Origin of the sequence: Mycobacterium liflandii (assembly GCF_022354805.1) — a bacterium.
Lineage (GTDB): Bacteria > Actinomycetota > Actinomycetes > Mycobacteriales > Mycobacteriaceae > Mycobacterium > Mycobacterium marinum.
Genome location: NZ_CP023138.1, coordinates 839,675 through 857,684 on the forward strand (window position 1 = coordinate 839,675; position 18,010 = coordinate 857,684).

Below are 18,010 nucleotides of genomic sequence, written 5' to 3' on the forward strand. Positions count from 1 at the left end.
GGTCAGCCAATTCGCATGGCACCGGGCGTGATTGCGCGCATCGATCTTGGCGTGATTCTTATGGTTGCGCCTCGGGTACCCGTGGCATCGTGGAATTGATGAACGAGGCAACCAACACCATCGAGCACAATCCAGCCGAGGGCAGCCACGTCGAGGGAGGTGTGGTCGAACACCCCGATGCCAAGGATTTCGGCAACGCGGCCGCGTTGCCCGCCGACCCAACCTGGTTCAAACACGCGGTCTTCTACGAGGTACTGGTCCGGGCGTTCTACGACGGCACCGCCGACGGTTCCGGCGATCTGCGCGGCCTGATGCAGCGCCTGGACTATCTGCAGTGGCTGGGTATCGATTGCATCTGGTTGCCCCCGTTCTACGATTCGCCCCTGCGTGACGGCGGCTATGACATCCGGGACTTCTACAAGGTCTTGCCGGAGTTCGGCACCGTCGGCGACTTCGTTGCCCTGGTAGACGCGGCCCACCGGCGCGGCATCCGGGTGATCACCGACCTGGTGATGAACCACACCTCGGAATCGCACCCGTGGTTTCAGGAGTCTCGGCACGACCCCGACGGCCCCTACGGGGACTACTACGTCTGGAGCGACAGCAGCGAGAAATACACCGACGCCCGGATCATTTTCGTGGACACCGAAGAGTCCAACTGGACTTTCGATCCCGTGCGCCGCCAGTTCTACTGGCACCGGTTTTTCTCCCATCAGCCGGACCTGAACTATGACAACCCGGCCGTGCAAGAGGCGATGATCGACGTCCTGCGGTTCTGGCTGGGCCTGGGGATCGACGGATTCCGGTTGGACGCCGTTCCCTACCTGTTCGAGCGGGCGGGAACCAACTGCGAGAACCTGCCCGAGACGCACGCCTTCCTCAAGCGCGTCCGCAAGGTGGTGGACGACGAATTCCCGGGCCGGGTGTTGCTGGCCGAGGCCAATCAGTGGCCGGCCGACGTCGTCGAGTACTTCGGTGAGGCCAGCACCGGTGGCGACGAATGCCATATGGCCTTTCACTTCCCGCTGATGCCGCGCATCTTCATGGCGGTCCGCCGCGAATCGCGGTTTCCGATCTCGGAGATTCTGGCAAAGACCCCGCCCATCCCCGATATGGCACAGTGGGGAATCTTCTTGCGCAACCATGACGAGTTGACGCTGGAAATGGTCACCGACGAAGAACGCGACTACATGTACGCGGAGTACGCCAAGGACCCGCGGATGAAAGCGAACGTCGGGATCCGCCGCCGGCTGGCGCCGTTGCTGGAGAATGACCGCAACCAGATCCAGCTGTTCAATGCGCTGCTGCTCTCGCTGCCCGGCTCGCCGGTGCTCTACTACGGCGACGAAATCGGCATGGGCGACGTCATCTGGTTGGGGGATCGCGACGGGGTGCGGACTCCGATGCAGTGGACCCCGGACCGCAACGCCGGTTTCTCCACCGCCAACCCGGGCCGGCTGTACCTGCCCCCAAGCCAGGACTCCGTTTACGGGTATCAGGCGGTCAACGTCGAGGCGCAACGGGACACCTCGACATCGCTGTTGAACTGGACCCGCACCATGCTGGCGGTACGACGCCGCCACAACGCGTTCGCCGTCGGCACGTTCCAGGAGCTGGGCGGCTCCAACCCGTCGATCCTGGCCTACGTGCGCGAGGCCCCGGGACCGGCCGGCGAAGACGGGGACGTCGTGCTGTGTGTGAACAACTTGTCGCGCTTCCCGCAGCCCATCGAGCTCAACCTGCAGCAGTGGAACAGCTACACGCCCGTCGAGCTGACCGGGCAAGTGGAATTTCCCAAAATCGGGCACCTGCCTTACCTGCTCACCCTTCCGGGGCACGGGTTCTACTGGTTTCAGCTGTCCGCATCCGAGGAGGAACGATGACCGCGCCGGTGACGATGCACTTGGGGCACCGCCCGCTTGCGGGGGACCAAGCAATGAGAAGGAGCGGCGCTAAATGAACTCGCCAGTCACGCTTGCAGCCAAGCTGCCCTGGTCGGAATGGCTCCCGCAGCAACGCTGGTACGCCGGACGCAACCGCGAACTGGCCGCCGCCGAACCGGGTGCGGTGGTGGCGCTGCGCGATGATCTGGACCTGGTGCTGGTGGATGTCAGCTACACGGACGGCTCCGCGGAGCGCTACCAGGTGCTGGTGCGCTGGGATGCCGGGCCGGTCTCGGAATTCAGCACGCTGGCCACCATCGGCTCCGCCGACGACCACACCGGCTTCGACGCCCTCTATGACCCGGTGGCGCCGCAGGTTCTGCTCTCGCTGATCGACTCGTCGGCCGTGCGAAGTTCGTCCGACGGGCAGGTCAGCTTCGCTCGCGAGCCCGATGTCGAGCTGCCGCTGGATGCCTACCCGCGGGTCTCTGACGCCGAACAAAGCAATACCAGCGTGATATTCGACCGCGGGCAGGCCGCGATCCTGAAGGTCTTCCGCCGGGTGAGCAGCGGGATCAATCCCGACATCGAACTCAACCGGGTGCTGGGCCGGGCGCACAATCCGCACGTGGCGCGGCTGCTGGGCACCTACGAAATCGGCATCCCCGGCGAGCCCCCGGAGGCCGCGTGCCCGCTGGGCATGGCAACCGCCTACGCGGCCAACGCGGCCGAAGGCTGGGCGATGGCCACCGCCAGCGTCCGTGACCTGTTCGCCGAGGGCGACCTGTACGCACACGAAGTCGGCGGCGACTTTGCCGGCGAGTCCCGCCGGCTCGGTGAAGCGGTCGCGTCGGTGCACGCGACCCTGGCCGAGCAGCTGGGGACGGCACAGGCCACCTTCCCGGTGGACCACGTGCTGGCGCGGTTGTCGTCGACCGCTGCGGCGGTGCCCGAACTGCAGCAGTACGCCGGCACCATCGAAGAACGGTTCGTCAAGCTGGTCGACGAGACGATCAGCGTTCAGCGCGTGCATGGGGATCTGCATCTGGGGCAGGTTCTGCGCACGCCGGAGAGCTGGGTGCTGATCGACTTCGAAGGCGAACCGGGGCAGCCGCTGCGGGAGCGGCGGGCCCCCGATTCGCCGCTGCGCGACGTCGCGGGGGTCTTGCGCTCGTTCGAGTACGCCGCCTATGGGCCGCTGGTCGACCACGCCGACGATAAGCAGCTGGCGGCTCGCGCCCGGGAATGGATCACCCGCAACCGCACCGCGTTCTGCGAAGGCTATGCGGCCGCCTCGGGAAACGATCCGCGGGATTCGGAGCTGCTGCTGGCCGCCTACGAACTCGACAAGGCCGTCTATGAGGCCGGCTATGAGTCGCGGCACCGGCCCGGCTGGCTGCCGATCCCGCTGCGCTCGATCGCGCGGCTCACCGCCACCTAGGTCGGCGGGCGCACCGGCCGCCGGCGCCCGGCCGGTGACTGTGGCGCGCCCGAACGGGCATGGTCTGGCCTGCTGATTTCTGCGGTCGTCGAACGGGTCTGACAGCATGGCTGGGTGAGGAGTGACATTTTCGACAGCGAGGCGCGACTGTCCTGGGTGCTGGCGGTGCTGGCCGGCGTGCTGGGTGCAACCGCTTTCACCCACTCTGCCGGCTACTTCGTGACATTCATGACGGGAAACGCCCAACGCGCTGTGCTGGGCTACTTTCGGGACGACGTGTGGCTTTCGGTCACGGCGGGGCTGCTCCTGGTGTGTTTCCTGGTGGGAGTCGTGGTTGCATCGGTGTGCAAACGGCACTTCTGGGTGGATCACCCGCACGGCCCGACCGTGCTGACCACCTTCAGCCTGGTCGCCGCGACGGCCCTGGACATCGTCATCGGTGGATGGGAAGGCAGCCAGCTGGACTTCCTGCCGATCATGCTCGTGGTCTTCGGTGTGGGTTCGCTGAACACGTCGTTCGTCAAGGACGGCGAGGTGTCGGTGCCGTTGAGTTACGTGACCGGGACGTTGGTCAAGATGGGGCAGGGCATCGAACGCCATATCGCCGGCGGACAGGCGGCGGACTGGCTCGGCTACTTCATGTTGCTTGCCAGCTTCATTCTCGGCGCCACCGTGGGTGGGACCATCAGCTTGGTGGTCAGCGGAACCCAGATGCTCGCGGTCGCCTCAACGGTGTGTGCGCTGACAACCGGCTTCACTTATTTCCACTCCGACCGTCGGGCCCTGTTGAAGTAGCCGCGCCACCAAAAAAGCATCGGCAGCAGCGCTGGCCGTTGCGCTGCTGCCGATGCAGGTTTTGGAGCTAGCGAGCCCCTCAGGCGGCCGGAGCGACCGGGGCGGCGGGAGCCTCCGGGGCAGCCGGAGCCGCCGGGACGGCAGGCCCGTTGAGCACCTTGAGGATGTCGCCCTTCATGGCAACCAGCTGCTGGTTCCAGTAGGGCCACGAGTGAGTGCCATTGGTCGGGAAGTTGAACACCCCGTTGCGCCCACCCGAGGCCAGGTAGGTGTCCCGGAAGGTCTGGTTGGTGCGCAGTGTCAGGCCTTCCAGGAACTTCGCCGGCATGTTGTCGCCACCGAGGTCGCTGGGGGTGCCATTGCCGCAGTAGACCCAGATGCGGGTGTTGTTGGCGACCAAGCGCGGAATCTGGACCATCGGGTCATTGCGCTTCCAGGCCGGGTCAGTGGACGGGCCCCACATGCTGTTGGCGTTGTAGCCGCCCGAGTCGTTCATCGCCAGACCGATCAGCGTCGGCCACCAGCCCTCGGAGGGGTTCAGGAATCCCGACAAGGACGCGGCGTAGGGGAACTGCTGGGGGTAGTAGGCAGCCAGAACAAGCGCCGAACCGCCCGACATCGAAAGGCCCACCGCCGCATTGCCGGTTGGCGAGACGCCCTTGTTGGCCTGCAACCAGGCGGGCATCTCCCGGGTCAGGAAGGTCTCCCACTTGTAGGTGTAGCCCTGACCGTTGCCCTGAGAGGGCTGGTACCAGTCGCTGTAGAAACTGGACTGGCCGCCGACGGGCATCACCACCGACAACCCGGAGTTGTAGTACTCCTCGAAGGCGGGAGTGTTGATGTCCCAACCGTTGTAGTCGTCCTGCGCCCGTAGCCCATCGAGCAGGTAGACCGAGTGCGCTCCACCGCCCTGGAACTGAACCTTGATGTCGCGGCCCATCGCAGCCGACGGAATCTGCAGGTATTCCACCGGCAGACCTGGCCTGGAAAATGCCCCGGCGGTCGCCGCGCCACCCACGGCCCCAACAAGTCCGGACAACAGGGCAGCCCCTATGGCCGCGATGGTCAGCCGGCGCGGAGCGCCGGCCGCTGCGCCACGCAACTTCTCAACGAACTTCATAGCTCCTACCCAACTTTCATCTGCCGCACGGCACGGTCAAATCTGTCTGGGCGAGTGAAACACAGGGCCGCGGCCCAATTCGTCTGTCGCGGCCGGAGAAGAATGTCGCGGTTATCTAACGATTGAGAATCGGCGCCGAGTCGTTTCGACACGATAACGATTGATGCTCAGATTGGTGTTGAAAACTTGAAGAATTCGGCCGCGATGCACTATTTGCTTCGTAATTCGGTAACGCGAATGCGCGATGTTTCGGGTGGTCATTGCCTGTCGTCGACACTTGCGAGTGACTTTGTCGCGCAACTCAAAACCATTGTAGTCGTTGCTATTTGAAGAATATGTGCGATGGAAGCGGCTACTTTTCGATGTTGTGCAGGGTGACCCCGGCAAGCGCGCCGCTTTCGATTGTCGCGGTCATGTAAGTGCAATGGGGAGCTCGGCGACGATCGGTGGGAGACCCCGGATTCAGCAGCCGTAAACCGGTGCTGGTTGTGGTGTCCCACGGGATATGACTGTGACCGAACACCAGTACGTCGCTATCGGGATAGAGCCGAGACATCCGGGCCTCGCGACCGCCCGCCGCGCCGGTCTCGTGAACGACGGTGAAGCGCAGACCCGCCAGCACGACGTCCGCCCGCTCCGGTAACCGGCTGCGCAGATCGGGTCCGTCGTTGTTCCCCCAGCAGGCCACCAGCCGGGCCGCCCTGCTCTGCAGTTCGTCGAGCAACTCGACGGTTACCCAGTCGCCCGCGTGGATCACCACGTCTGCCCGGGCGACTTGCTTCCATACCTGGTCGGGTAGGTCGCGGGCACGCTTGGGGACGTGCGTATCGGCGATCAGCAGTAGCTTCACAACATCTATGCTTACCCACGAGCAGAGGAGACAGCCATGCGCACCTTCGAATCCGTCGCCGACCTCGCTGCCGCTGCGGGTGAAACCATCGGGCAAAGCGACTGGGTGACGATCACGCAGGAAGACGTCAACCTGTTTGCCGATGCGACGGGCGATCATCAATGGATCCATGTCGACCCGGAAAGAGCGGCCAAAGGGCCATTCGGCACCACCATCGCACATGGCTTCATGACCCTGTCGCTGTTACCTCGCCTGCAGCACGAGATGTACACGGTCAAGGGCATAAAGCTGGCAATCAACTACGGGCTCAACAAGGTTCGATTCCCCGCCCCGGTGCCGGTCGGTTCCAGGGTGCGCGCCCAGAGTTCGCTGGTCGGTGTTGAAGACGTCGGCAACGGCGCGGTCCAGGCGACGGTTGCCACGACCGTCGAGGTCGAAGGGTCCGGTAAGCCGGCCTGTGTGGCAGAAAGCGTCGTCCGGTACGTCACCTGACCGGTCGGGGCGGGAGCCGTGAGAATCCATTCGCCGCACCACTTTTCGGCATCCGGACGCCCAGCGGCCGGCGTCCGGTGTCAGAACTCCGCGATGCTGTGTTCCAGGCGCTCGGCCAGCCGCGCTTCGGCCGCCGCTCGCCGGGTGGGTATGTGCTGTGACGGGAACGGCGTTGCAACAGGCTCGTATTGGCGCAGTGTCCGGCGTGCCACCGTCATCTTGTGCAGTTCGGTGGCGCCGTCGGCGATGCCCAGCGATTCGGCGGCCACCATCATCGTGACGAACGGCATCTCGTCGGAAACGCCGAGCGCGCCGTGCAGATGCATGGCGCGCTGCACCACGTCGTGCAGCACCTGTGGCATTGCGACCTTCACCGCCGCGATGTCGCGACGCACCTTCTGATAGTCGTGGTGCTTGTCGATCAGCCACGCCGTGCGCAGCACCAGTAGCCGGAACTGCTCGATTTGGATCCAGCTGTCGGCGACCTTCTCCTGCGTCATTTGCAAGTCGGAAAGCCGGCCGTGTCTGGTCTGCCTGGATACGGCGCGTTCGCACATCATGTCAAAGGCTCGTCGTGCCAATGCAATTGTGCGCATCGCGTGGTGAATGCGACCGCCGCCGAGTCGCGTCTGCGCGGTCATGAACGCCTGGCCTTCACCGCCGAGCACATGATCGGCCGGCACCCGAACATCCTGGTAGCGGACGTAGCCGTGGCTGGCGTGCTTGCTCGACTCGGTCCCGACGCCGACGTTGCGGACGATCTCGATACCGGGTGTCTCCGCAGGGACGATGAACAGCGACATCTTCTCGTAGGTGCGGGCCTGCGGGGTGGTCACGGCCATCACGATGAAGAACGAGGCGTGCTTGGCGTTGGTGGAAAACCACTTCTCCCCGTTGATGATCCAGCTGTCTCCGTCGCGGGTGGCGGCCGTGACGAACGACCCTGGATCCGAACCTCCCTGAGGTTCTGTCATCGAGTAGCAGGAGGTGATTTCGCCGTCCAGCAGCGGTTGCAGGTAGCGGGCCTTCTGGTCCTCGGTGCCGAACAGCGCCAGGATCTCGGCGTTACCCGAGTCTGGTGCCTGACAACCGAACACCGAGGGCGCCCAGCGCGAGCGTCCGAGGATTTCGTTCAGCAGCGCAAGCTTGACTTGGCCAAACCCCTGCCCGCCGAGTTCCGGTCGCAGGTGAGCGGCCCAGAGCCCCTGGTTCTTCACCTGCTGCTGCAACGGCCGAAGGACGGCCATCATCTCGGGGTTCTTCTTGTTATAGGGATCGAGAGCTACCAGATCCAGTGGTTCGAGTTCGTTGACCATGAACTCTTGGACCCAGTCCAGCTTCGCCTGGTATTCGGGGTCTGTTTCGAAGTCCCACACCGTAGGCCAACCGTTCCCCGGCGCAGCGCCGCACCGGCATCGATGATGGAGCCACCCCATCGTAAGGGCGCGGTGGAGCTGCTGGGTATCAGGCGGGATCGGGCCGCCCGGCGGTGCGGTGACCCGGCGATGCCATGGCGGTCCCAGATACCCTCGCTGAGATGACCCCACAGGCGCGTCCGGCGCAGAAGGCCGATATCCGTGAGCTGTCCCGAACCATGGCCTGGGCTTTCTACGACGAACCCGTGATGACGTGGCTGTTTCCCGGTGACCGGGCCCGGACCACGCAATTGTGCCGGTTGTTCGCGGCCATGACACGCCACCACCATCTGGCCCGCGGTGGCGTTGAGGTGGCCTGCGACGGACCGGTTATCGGCGCGGCGGCATTGTGGGATCCGCCGAACCAATGGCGCGAGACACGGCTCGGGGAACTGGCGATGACCCCGGCCTTGCTTCGGGTGTTCGGGTTCCGAACGGGGGTGGGACGTGCCGTGCAGTCGGCGATGAAGCGCGCACACCCCGAAGAACCACACTGGTATCTGGCCGCCATCGGCAGCGACCCGACGGTTCGCGGACAGGGTTTCGGTCAGGCGCTGCTGCGGTCGCGGCTGGACCGCTGCGACGCCGAGTACTGCCCGGCCTACCTCGAGTCGAGCAAGCCCGAAAATGTGCCCTATTACCAGCGTTTCGGTTTCACCGTTACCGGTGAGATCGCGCTGCCGCACGGTGGTCCGTCGATCTGGCCGATGTGGCGTGACCCGCGGTAAGCCGGCCCAGTCACGGCACCGTCGCTGCGGCCGGTGTCAACGCCGCGCGCGCTGAAACGCCTCGCGATCCACGGCCACCAGGGTGGTGTCGCCCACCGCTCGCACGGTCGCCGTACGCGGGACGTCGCGCAGGATCGCCTGCTCGCCGAAGCCCTCGCCGGGGCCGAGGTGATGCACCGCGGTGTCGTCGTAGAGGACCTGGGCGGCGCCCTCGAGGATCACGTAGTAGGTATCGCCGTGGTCGCCCTCGCAGGTGATCAGCGCACCGTCGGGGGCCGCCAGCACCTTGGCGGTGTCGGCGAGTTCGCGCAGCGCGCCGTCGCCGATGCCCGCCAGCGCCGGCTGCGCGGCGAGCAGCTCAGACAGCGACTGGCTGTTCAGTGCGGGATCCGGGCCGAGTTCGATGAGGCGCTCCTCGACGGGCACGGTGCCCAGCCGGGTCCGGGCGAGCCCGCCCAGCCGCAGACCCGCTGCCGTGTTGCTGGACAGCGCGGCGAGGAACTCGGCACGATCCACCGCGACCAGGTCGAGGTCCTTTCGCGCTGTCACGGTGGCCGAGCGCGCCACGTCGTGCAGCAAGGCGATCTCCCCGAACGACCCGCCGGGACCAAGGGTGGCCACCCGGCGACCGTTGACGGTGGCGTCGGCCAGGCCGCTGGCGATCATGTAGAACCGGTCGCCTCGGTCGCCCTGGCGGATCACGTCGGAGCCCGCAGGCACGGCCATCCGCGTCGCCGTGCGCGCGAGCTGCTCGAGAGCAAGTGCGGGCAGCGGGGCCAGCACCGGGGTGGCCCGGATCACCGCAAGCTTGGCGCTGTCGTCGTCGCTGAGCTTGTCGGCGCGGCGCACCTGTGGCCAGGCCAGCACCGTGATGAGCGCCGCGGCACCACTGACGATGGCCAGGGCGCCGGTCAGCCCCAACGAGCCGACCAGCACCGCCGCGATCCCCGCACCCGCGGCGATCGCCAGCTCTGACACGCTCTGCAGACTGGCCGCCGCGGTCACCATCGAGGCTCTGTTGACGCTGCGCTGAACAAGCGTCGGTGCGATGGCCCACGAGGCCGCGCTTCCCCCACCCACGCCGGCGGCCAGCACCAGGCCCAATGCGGGCAGACTGGCCGCACCGATCGCCGCGAGCAGGAGCGCCTCGCTGAGCCGGGCCAAGGTGAACATGCGGGCCAGCCCGCCCCGTCCCGCGATCGACAGCATTGCCACCGCACCGAGCAGGCCGCCGACGCCGTAGATGGTCATGATCGTCGTGACACCGCTTGGGCCGAGCCCAAATTGGTCTGCGGCCAACGGCGCGCTCGCGACGTACCAGAAGCCGTCGAGCAGCGTCGTGGTGAGAAGGAACAGGGTCGCCGCTGCGGCGGCCGGACGGCTTTCGATGATCGCGCGAAACCCGGCTCCGACCGCCCTGAGCTGGACGCGCGCGACACCGCCGGATGGCCGGGCACCGCCGGTATCGGGCATGTCATCGATGGGCGCCACGGTGATCCGTAGCGCCGTCAGGGCGCCGACGACGAAGAGCGCCGCCGGCAGGGTCAAGGCCCAGCCGACGCCGACGAAGGCCAGCATCACCCCGGCCAGCGCCGGCCCGGCCAGGGCGCTGGCATAGAGAAGAACCCCGGTCGCCGCGTTGGCGGTTGCCGCCTCGGCCACGCTGGTGGCCAGACGCACCACCAGCGCGGCATGCAGGGAGCGCACGGCCGCCGACATCAGCGAGTCGACGCCCAGCACCACCAAGACGACACCGAGCGGCGCCCCGGACACCACCACGATGACGGTGGCGATCGTTGTCATCCCGCGGGCGCCAACCCCGATTGCCAGGTGTACCTGGGGGCGTGGACTGGTGGCCAGCGTTGCCGCCAGCGGCGCCAGAAGTGCGCTGGGCAGCATCCGGACCAGGGTCACCACGCCGACGGTGGCGGCACCGCCCACCGAGAAGGCGAAGACGGTGAGCAGCACGCCGTGCGCGGAATTACTGGTGAGAAAGGTGGCGCATACCGCCATTAGTCTGCGCAGCTGAGGATCGCGCACCAACTTGCGAGTCGCGGCCAGAGCCACGCGTAGAACTATAGCGGCTTGAATCTGGCGCAGTGCTCGTTTGCCGAGGGGCCAGCGCGCACCTCAATCGATAGCCGCCCGAACGCGGTTCGGGGCCTGGGTGATCAAGCGGCATCAGCCCGAAACGGACTCAGGGCCTGCTTTTCCAGCCGGCGACACCGATTGCGACCATCCGCAGCTGTTTGACCGCGATCCTACGGATCTCCTCGAGCGCCTCGGAGCTCTGCGCGTCCTCGATCGCCTCGGCCGTGACAATCATGGCGTTGACGAACAGCGTCGCCAAGATGTTGAGGTCTTCGGTGCTCCACTCATTGAGCCCGGGAAACCGCGCCAGGTCGGTGGCCAGTTCCGAGGTGATCAGCCGGATCTCGGTACGGATGGCGTAGCGCAGCACCGATAGGCCGGTGGAGCGCTCGCGCACGATGAATCGCCAGTGCTCGCGGCGTTCGGCCACGCTGCCTATCAGGATCTCGACGGACGATTCGATCACCCGGTTCGGGTCCAGGCGGCCCGCCCGCGCGCCGCGCAGGGTGTCGCGCAGCGTTCGGAACGACTCGTCGATGAGAACCAAGCCCAGGGCTTCCATCGATTCGAAGTGGCGGTAGAACGCGGCTGGCACGATTCCGGCTTCGCGCGTGACTTCACGCAGACTCAGCGCGCTGAAGCTGCGATCATGCACCAGCTTGAGGGCGGCGGCGATGATGGCGCGCCGGGTGGCCTCCTTGCGCTCCTCGCGTGACGGGCTGTCCCGGGAGCGGCCCGATCGGTGCGGGCGTGAGCTAGGAGTACGTTCATTCACTATGTGAACCCTACCGCAGAGCTGCGGAAAAACCTTGACGACCAGCGTCGTCACGTCGCACCGTGTACATATGTTCACTCAAACTTTGACCCAAACTCTGGCAAAGCGGGTCCTGGGTTCCGGCCTGGTCGACCTGCTCACCGGTCCGCACGGAATCGATCGATACACCGAGTTGGTGGAGCCGACGTGGACGCTGGGCGAGGCCCGCGCCAAGCTCATCGACGTGCGGCGCACCACGCCGCGCAGCGTCACCCTCACGCTGGCCCCCAATGACACGTTCCGCTCGGCCATGGCGGCGGGTACCGGCCCCCTGGCCGGTCAGTACGTCAACCTCACCGTCGATATCGACGGCCGACGTCACACCCGGTGCTATTCGCCGGCCAACGCCGAAGGCAGCGAGACTCTCGAGCTGACCATCGGTCGCCACGACGGCGGGCTGGTATCGACCTATCTCTATGACCATGCCCGTCGCGGCATGGTGGTGGGCCTGGCCGGTGTCGGCGGCGACTTCGTGCTGCCGCAGCGCCGGCCGCGCCGCATCCTGTTCGTCTCCGGCGGCAGCGGCATCACGCCCGTGCTGGCGATGCTGCGCACCCTGGTTGCCCAGCACCATCTGCACATTCACGGTACCGAGATCGCCTTCATCCACTACGCGCGCAATCCCGCCGAGGCCTGCTATCGCGCCGAGCTGGCCGCACTGCCCGGGGTGCGGGTCCTGCACGGCTACACCCAATCGGGTGGCGGCGACCTCGTCGGCCGATTCGGCCCGGATCACCTGGCCGCCGCGATGGACGCCCCGGACGCGGTGTTCGTTTGCGGTCCCACCACTTTGGTGGACGCCGTGCGGGAGAACTGTGAAAACGTGTTCACCGAAAGCTTCGTGCCGGCGCCGATCGAAGCGCCCGCGCAACCATCCGGCGGCCGGGTGAGGTTCGCAGACAGCGGCATTGACGTCGTCGACGACGGCCGCTCGCTGCTCGAACAGGCCGAATCGGCCGGACTGGCACCGGAAAACGGCTGCCGGATGGGCATCTGCCACACCTGCACGAGGCGCAAGACCTCCGGCACGGTGCGCAACCTGGTCACCGGTGCGGTATCGGTCGCTCCGGACGAGGACGTCCAGATCTGTGTATCGGTTCCGGTCGGTGACGTCGACCTATCGCTCTAGCCATCAATCCACATCAACCTTGGGAGGGGAAACCCATGGGAAACAACAACATCGCAACCATTGCAGAAACCGCAGACACCGCAACCCGCGCAAATTTCGCCCTGACGCCCGAACAAGCCGAGGCATTCGGCCGCGAACTCGACGCCATCAAGGAACGCGTGATCGCTGACCTCGGCGAAGCGGACGCCGACTACATCCGCCGCGTCATCAAGGCTCAGCGGGCGCTGGAAGACGGTGGACGCGCACTGCTGTTCGCCGGCATACTGCCACCGGCCTGGCTGGCGGGCACCGCAATGCTGGGCTTGTCAAAGATCCTGGACAACATGGAGATTGGCCACAATGTCATGCACGGCCAGTACGACTGGATGCGTGACCCCGCGATTTCCGGGCGCTCCTTCGAGTGGGACACCGCCTGCCCCGCCGATCAATGGCGGCATTCGCACAACTACATGCACCACACCCACACCAACATCGTGGGAATGGACCGCGATATCGGTTACGGCATCATCCGGATGAGCGAAGACCAGCTCTGGCAGCCGTACTATTTGGGCAACCCCGTCTATGCGTTCCTGTTGATGGTGCTGTTCCAGTACGGCGTCGCGCTGCACGAACTGGAGACCGAGCGCATTCGCTCCGGCGAGATCACGCTCCGCGACAAGCGTGAGACCTTGACGGAGATCTGGAAAAAGACCAGACGTCAGACCCTCAAGGACTACGTCGCCTTCCCGCTGCTGGCCGGGCCGTTTGCGCCGTTCGTTTTCGCCGGAAATCTCACGGCGAACCTGATGCGCAACGTGTGGTCGTACATGATCAGCTTCTGCGGCCACTTCCCCGACGGCACCCAGGAGTTCAGCGTCGAAGAAACCCAGAACGAGTCTCGGGGGCAGTGGTATTTCCGCCAGGTGCTGGGCTCGGCCAATCTGACCGGCGGCAAGACCTTCCACCTGCTGTCGGGCAACCTGTCCCACCAGATCGAGCACCATCTGTTCCCCGACATCCCGGCCCGCCGGTACGCCGAGATTGCCCCCGAGGTGCAGGAGATCTGCGAACGCTACGGCATTCTTTACAACCGGGGCCCGCTGCTGCGCCAGTTCGGCACGGTTGTTCGCAAGATCGTCAAACTGGCATTCCGTGGCTCCGATCGACAGGAAGCGCACGCGTTGGCCTAGCACCGTGTCGGTGGCTACCGACGACGCCGGCACCCGCACCAAGCCTTGTCCAGAAAGTGGACATCGGCGAGCTGTCGATGTGCTCCCCCAATCGTGACCAAACCGGTACGTTGGGCCCAAGCGTGGTCACCGGCAGCGGAATTGCCTAACGCCAGATGAGTTCTCGCAGATCGTTGCGTGCAGCGCCGGCGAACCCGCAGGGCTGAAATCCCCGTCGAGCGGCCGTGGTGGCGACGCTCACGTCTATTGCACGTTCCCGCTGGAGGACAATGGGATCCGTGGAGTGGACGGGCGCACGCTATGCGGACAGGCCGACCGTGGAGGCCTCGACGTGGATTGACGCCGAGCCCGAACGGGTCTGGAGCCTCATTTCCGACATCGCGCTGATGCCGACGCTCAGCAACGAGCTGCAGGCCGTGGAGTGGGTTGGCGGCGTCAGCGAACCACGCGTCGGCGCCCGGTTCATCGGACACAACCAACACGAGGCGTTCGGGCAATGGACCAGTACATCCCAAGTTGTCCGATGTGATCCGCCCCGCGAATTCGCTTGGGCCGTCGGTGAACCCGACTATCCGGCCGCGGTGTGGCGGTTTCGTCTGGTCCCCCGCGACGGTGGCACCAACCTGACTTACCGGACGCAGATCGGGCCAGGGCGCTCGGGATTGTCCAACGCCATCGATGCGATGCCGGACAAGGAAGAAAAGATCGTCTTCGTGCGACTGCGGGAGTTCGAGGCGGCGATCGACAAGACCCTGGCCGCGATCAAGAGGTTGGCTGAGCACGGAGTGCGTTGATGCGTACGGCGACGACGGTCGAGCTGTCCGGCGGCAAGGACGGCAAGGACACGGTCGACTTCGTCGTCGAGGCCGAAAAGCTCGGCCTACACACCTGCTGGGTGGCCGAAGCGTGGGGCAGCGATGCGCCATCCGCGCTGGGCTACATAGCGGCCCGGACCGAACGGATGCAGCTCGGTTCGGGGGTGCTGCAGGTTGGTACCCGATCCCCGGTGCTGGTCGCGCAAACGGCGATCACCCTGTCCAATCTGTCGTGCGGCCGTTTTCTACTCGGGTTGGGGGCATCCGGCCCACAAGTGATTGAAGGTCTACACGGCGTCGCGTTCGACCGGCCGCTGGCTCGGCTCAAGGAAACGGTCGAGATCGCGCGGCAGGTGTTCGCGGCCGGCAAAGTCAGCTACTCCGGCAGTGAGTTTCAGATTCCCCGCCGGGGCGGGGAGGCACGGCCCATGCGATTGTCGACTCGTCCCGAGTACGACATCCCGATCTACCTGGCCGCGTTGTCGCCGGCCATGTTGCGGCTGACCGGCCGGATTGCCGACGGTTGGCTGGGTACCAGCTTCGTTCCCGAAGGCGCCGGTGACGCGTATTTCACGCACCTGGATGCCGGGCTGGCCGCTGCCGGTCGCAGCCGAGCCGACATCGACTTCTGCCAGGGCGCTGAAGTGGCGTTCGCATCCGGTGTCGAAGAGCTGCGGGACATGGTCGCGGCGCGCAAGACGGAACTCGCATTCAGCTTGGGCGGGATGAGGTCGGCGAGCACCAACTACTACAACCAGGCCTACAGCAGGCAGGGCTGGTCGGAGGTCGCGGCCGCGGTACGCGAGCGCTGGCAACGGGGCGACCGGAAGGGGCGGCCAGGCTGGTCACCGACGAGATGGTGCTGGCCACCACGCTGATCGGGACCGAGGAGATGGTCCGGTCCCGGCTGGTGGCGTGGCGCGAGGCGGGGGTGAACACGGTGCGGCTCTATCCCGCGGGCGACACGATGGACGCCAAGCTTTCCACGCTGGGCCGGGCCATCGAGTTGGTCCGTGCGGTCGGGTGATTCAAGCCACCTCGGTCGGTGCATCGGCGAGCTTCACCAGCTTCACCTCCGGCCGCGCCGGCACGCCGTCGGCGAGAAACCAGCGGAAGGCGAGATTGCCGCGGGGATAGTCCAGCGTGGCCAGCGAGTTCGGGTGTGTGGTGACCCCGCGGGAGAGCACCACGGTCACCGAGCCATCGCTGTTGGCGATGGCGCTGTGGCCGTTGACCGAGCACCGGGCATCGGCGGCGCCACAGGTGGCCATGAACTGGTTCCACACCACCAGGTTCCAGAACCGGCACGACGGCGGTCGGTGCGTGATGACCAGCGCCTCGTCGTCGTCGAGCACAAAACTGCCGTAGCAGTAGCACGCGTCGCGTGCCGACCAGCCGAAGTTGGCGTCGGGCACCTGGTAGGGGTCGGCGAACTGGTTCGCGGCGTGGGCGGTGTTGTGCCCAAGCGCGTGTTCGTCTGGCAAGTCCTGGTCCCGTGTCCCAACGGGCAGCGGCATGATGGCGAACATAGTGCGCAACCAGGTCGCAACCGACCGCAGGCCGGCAGCGGTCTGCGGATCTGCATGTCGGATCGGGTCGGGCTCGTCGAGCGCCTCGATGTGCCAGGTGATCGGGCGCCCGGTCAGTGGGTTGGCCTGGTAGTCGCGGGTCATCAACACCGCCGCGTCGGGGGTGGGGCCCAGTTCGAAGGAGAAGTTGCCGTCGGCGTCGACGTCGAGATCGCTATCGCGAACGATCGCAACGATCCGGTCTGACCACGCGCCCGGTGCTGGTTCGTTGTAGGCCGTCACCGAGAAGTACACGCTGTCGCCCTTGTTGCCGCTGATGCGGTAGCGGCGATCGGGGTCGACCGGGCACATGAAGTAGTAGGCGTCGGTGTTGTCGCCGCCCCATCTGCGGTCGCGGCGAAACGGCGTGTTCACCGCGACGAACTGGGGCCGACCGGGCTCGGGAAAGAGGTAGGCGTCGAAGGCGACGCCCAGCGTGGTGGCGAGCATGCGGTAGCCGTCGGCGACGTGACGGTCGTCGGTGACGGCGCGCTCTCCCTCGAGGAACGAGCTGTCCAGAGTGCGCAGGGTGTCCAGCAGCTCCTGCCACGCGGCGGTCGACTCGTATGTCATTGCGGGGTTCCTTTCCGGATTCCTTTCAGCAGCAACGTCGTCGTGCGGTCGATCCAGGCGTCCCCGACGTCGGGCTCGAGTTCGCCCGGGCGGGTCAGCAGACCGATCAGGACGATGCCGGCGATCGCCTCGGCCAGTTCGGGTGCGGTGACATCGGCCCGGACCTGGCCCCTGGCCGCGGCATTGTCCAGCCAGGTGGTGAGCCCATGCCCGAAGATCTCGCCGAATCGCACCAGCAGCGCGGAATGCAGCGTTGGGTCGGCGGCCATCTCGCCGATCAGCCCCGGCAGGGCCGCCTTCGCGGCCGGGGTGCTCAGCACGGCCGTCGTGCGCCGCACCATTTCGCGTAGATCGTCGACCGGTGATCCGGTATCGGGGACTGCGGTGGCGGCGTCGATCGGGAACACCGCCTCATGCACCAGGTGCGCCTTGCTGGGCCAGCGCCGGTAGATCGCGGGCTTGCTGGTGCCGGCGCGTTTGGCGATGGCGGAGACCAGCAGCCCGGCGTATCCGGTTTCGGCGAGCAGCTCGAACGTCGCGCGCAGCACGGCGCCGTCGATGCGCGGGTCACGAGGCCGGCCAAAATCAGCTACCATTACGAAACTCAGAGTAACATAAGTTGCCATGACGAAAGCCGCGCTCGTGCGCCTCGACGATCTGTCCCGGCCTCAGTTCAGTGTCGAGGCTCAGCAGATCCTCGACATGATGGCCGCCCTCGCCCCGGACTGTTCGTTGGATTCCGACGCGCTGCACGCAAAGGCCAGCGCCGACACCGGGCTGCACGATTTCGGCGAAGGCGACTACCGGGAAAGGCTCGACGTCTATCTGGCCGCCCTGGCCGAGATCGACGGGATGCAGCCGGCCGGAGTGGTCAACTTCTATGGGCAGCTATTGCAGCTGCTGAAGAACCGGCTGTTGTTGAGCGACCTGCGCCACCGGCATCCGGAGATCGACGACATCGAACTGCAACCGCCGGTGGTGATCGCTGGTCTGCCCCGCACCGGCACCACCCACCTGCACAACATGCTCGCGGCGCCGACCACATTCCGGACCATGCCGTACTGGGAGAGCGTGGAGCCGTTTCCCCTGCCCCAAGAGGCGGGGGTGGAGCCCAGGGCTCCGGCGTT

At 66.1% G+C, this 18,010-nt stretch carries 14 protein-coding genes and 3 pseudogenes; 10 read left to right on the top strand and 7 right to left on the bottom strand.

Translation table 11 applies throughout. From position 1 onward, the window contains the following. The first annotated feature begins 98 nt into the window (after nt 1–98). The 3 genes and pseudogenes from treS (at nt 99) to CKW46_RS03930 (ending at nt 4,119) form a co-directional block, all read left to right on the top strand. Nucleotides 99–1,956, top strand: a pseudogene (gene treS, locus CKW46_RS03920) (maltose alpha-D-glucosyltransferase). Continuing rightward, entirely contained in the window at nt 1,957–3,324 is a 1,368-nt protein-coding gene (locus CKW46_RS03925; RefSeq protein ID WP_482052849.1) for a maltokinase N-terminal cap-like domain-containing protein, read from the top strand. It abuts the pseudogene before it with no gap. A 114-nt stretch (nt 3,325–3,438) separates the two neighbouring features. Beyond that, on the top strand, nt 3,439–4,119 hold the full coding sequence (locus tag CKW46_RS03930; protein WP_020785156.1) for a YoaK family protein: 681 nt from the start codon (nt 3,439–3,441) through the stop codon (nt 4,117–4,119). Nucleotides 4,120–4,198: 79 nt separating this feature from the next. Here CKW46_RS03930 and ag85C read toward each other — a convergent pair whose 3' ends face one another. After that, nucleotides 4,199–5,239 carry a diacylglycerol acyltransferase/mycolyltransferase Ag85C gene (gene ag85C, locus CKW46_RS03935; protein ID WP_011742299.1) on the bottom strand — a complete coding sequence of 347 codons (1,041 nt, stop codon included), beginning with the start codon at nt 5,237–5,239 and terminating at the stop codon, nt 4,199–4,201. Nucleotides 5,240–5,591: 352 nt separating this feature from the next. Next, the gene (locus tag CKW46_RS03940) at nt 5,592–6,089 is read right to left on the bottom strand and encodes a metallophosphoesterase family protein (protein WP_012392313.1); all 498 of its coding nucleotides are present in this window, start codon (nt 6,087–6,089) and stop codon (nt 5,592–5,594) included. 36 nt (nt 6,090–6,125) lie between these two features. Between CKW46_RS03940 and CKW46_RS03945 the strand changes: the two genes are divergently transcribed. Beyond that, the gene (locus tag CKW46_RS03945) at nt 6,126–6,581 is read left to right on the top strand and encodes a MaoC family dehydratase (protein ID WP_012392314.1); all 456 of its coding nucleotides are present in this window, start codon (nt 6,126–6,128) and stop codon (nt 6,579–6,581) included. Between the two features lie 80 nt (nt 6,582–6,661). On the opposite strand, the gene CKW46_RS03950 is transcribed toward CKW46_RS03945, so the two are convergent. Next, nucleotides 6,662–7,957 carry an acyl-CoA dehydrogenase family protein gene (locus tag CKW46_RS03950; protein ID WP_117437577.1) on the bottom strand — a complete coding sequence of 432 codons (1,296 nt, stop codon included), beginning with the start codon at nt 7,955–7,957 and terminating at the stop codon, nt 6,662–6,664. A gap of 161 nt (nt 7,958–8,118) precedes the next feature. Between CKW46_RS03950 and CKW46_RS03955 the strand changes: the two genes are divergently transcribed. Further along, nucleotides 8,119–8,724, top strand: coding sequence for a GNAT family N-acetyltransferase (locus tag CKW46_RS03955; protein WP_036426995.1), 606 nt, complete (start codon nt 8,119–8,121; stop codon nt 8,722–8,724). 36 nt (nt 8,725–8,760) lie between these two features. On the opposite strand, the gene CKW46_RS03960 is transcribed toward CKW46_RS03955, so the two are convergent. Both CKW46_RS03960 and CKW46_RS03965 read right to left on the bottom strand, forming a co-directional pair. Continuing rightward, nucleotides 8,761–10,791, bottom strand: coding sequence for a cyclic nucleotide-binding domain-containing protein (locus CKW46_RS03960; RefSeq protein ID WP_015354121.1), 2,031 nt, complete (start codon nt 10,789–10,791; stop codon nt 8,761–8,763). 130 nt (nt 10,792–10,921) lie between these two features. Then, nucleotides 10,922–11,590, bottom strand: a complete 669-nt coding sequence (locus tag CKW46_RS03965; protein WP_012392318.1) for a TetR family transcriptional regulator — start codon at nt 11,588–11,590, stop codon at nt 10,922–10,924. Nucleotides 11,591–11,660: 70 nt separating this feature from the next. Between CKW46_RS03965 and CKW46_RS03970 the strand changes: the two genes are divergently transcribed. The 4 genes and pseudogenes from CKW46_RS03970 to CKW46_RS03985 all read left to right on the top strand — a co-directional run bounded on the left by CKW46_RS03970 (nt 11,661) and on the right by CKW46_RS03985 (nt 15,769). After that, nucleotides 11,661–12,758 (top strand): flavin reductase family protein, encoded by a 1,098-nt coding sequence (locus CKW46_RS03970; RefSeq protein ID WP_482052850.1) that lies wholly within the window; start codon nt 11,661–11,663, stop codon nt 12,756–12,758. Nucleotides 12,759–12,793: 35 nt separating this feature from the next. Next, a complete protein-coding gene (locus CKW46_RS03975) occupies nt 12,794–13,927 on the top strand; it encodes a fatty acid desaturase family protein (protein ID WP_117437580.1) in 1,134 nt (377 codons plus the stop codon). A gap of 269 nt (nt 13,928–14,196) precedes the next feature. Next, on the top strand, nt 14,197–14,721 hold the full coding sequence (locus CKW46_RS03980; protein WP_011742291.1) for an SRPBCC family protein: 525 nt from the start codon (nt 14,197–14,199) through the stop codon (nt 14,719–14,721). After that, nucleotides 14,721–15,769: pseudogene (locus CKW46_RS03985) on the top strand (LLM class flavin-dependent oxidoreductase). Before CKW46_RS03980 ends, CKW46_RS03985 begins: the two are co-directional and overlap by 1 nt. 1 nt (nt 15,770) lies before the next feature. Here CKW46_RS03985 and CKW46_RS03990 read toward each other — a convergent pair. After that, the gene (locus CKW46_RS03990; RefSeq protein ID WP_482052851.1) at nt 15,771–16,883 is read right to left on the bottom strand and encodes a DUF1214 domain-containing protein; all 1,113 of its coding nucleotides are present in this window, start codon (nt 16,881–16,883) and stop codon (nt 15,771–15,773) included. Further along, nucleotides 16,880–17,479, bottom strand: coding sequence for a TetR/AcrR family transcriptional regulator (locus CKW46_RS03995; RefSeq protein WP_117437582.1), 600 nt, complete (start codon nt 17,477–17,479; stop codon nt 16,880–16,882). The genes CKW46_RS03990 and CKW46_RS03995 overlap by 4 nt, the downstream gene beginning before the upstream one ends. A gap of 28 nt (nt 17,480–17,507) precedes the next feature. Here CKW46_RS03995 and CKW46_RS04000 point away from each other — a divergent pair. After that, nucleotides 17,508–17,996, top strand: a pseudogene (locus CKW46_RS04000) (sulfotransferase); the annotation flags it as partial. Between the last annotated feature and the right edge of the window lie 14 nt (nt 17,997–18,010).

Bases quoted from the DNA above. Each gene is read 5' to 3' on its own strand.
- CKW46_RS03970 (WP_482052850.1), top strand. From the start codon at position 11,661: ATGTTCACTCAAACTTTGACCCAAACTCTGGCAAAGCGGGTCCTGGGT.
- CKW46_RS03955 (WP_036426995.1), top strand. From the start codon at position 8,119: ATGACCCCACAGGCGCGTCCGGCGCAGAAGGCCGATATCCGTGAGCTG.
- CKW46_RS03925 (WP_482052849.1), top strand. From the start codon at position 1,957: ATGAACTCGCCAGTCACGCTTGCAGCCAAGCTGCCCTGGTCGGAATGG.
- CKW46_RS03975 (WP_117437580.1), top strand. From the start codon at position 12,794: ATGGGAAACAACAACATCGCAACCATTGCAGAAACCGCAGACACCGCA.
- CKW46_RS03945 (WP_012392314.1), top strand. From the start codon at position 6,126: ATGCGCACCTTCGAATCCGTCGCCGACCTCGCTGCCGCTGCGGGTGAA.
- CKW46_RS03980 (WP_011742291.1), top strand. From the start codon at position 14,197: ATGGGATCCGTGGAGTGGACGGGCGCACGCTATGCGGACAGGCCGACC.
- ag85C (WP_011742299.1), bottom strand. From the start codon at position 5,239: ATGAAGTTCGTTGAGAAGTTGCGTGGCGCAGCGGCCGGCGCTCCGCGC.
- CKW46_RS03995 (WP_117437582.1), bottom strand. From the start codon at position 17,479: ATGGTAGCTGATTTTGGCCGGCCTCGTGACCCGCGCATCGACGGCGCC.
- CKW46_RS03990 (WP_482052851.1), bottom strand. From the start codon at position 16,883: ATGACATACGAGTCGACCGCCGCGTGGCAGGAGCTGCTGGACACCCTG.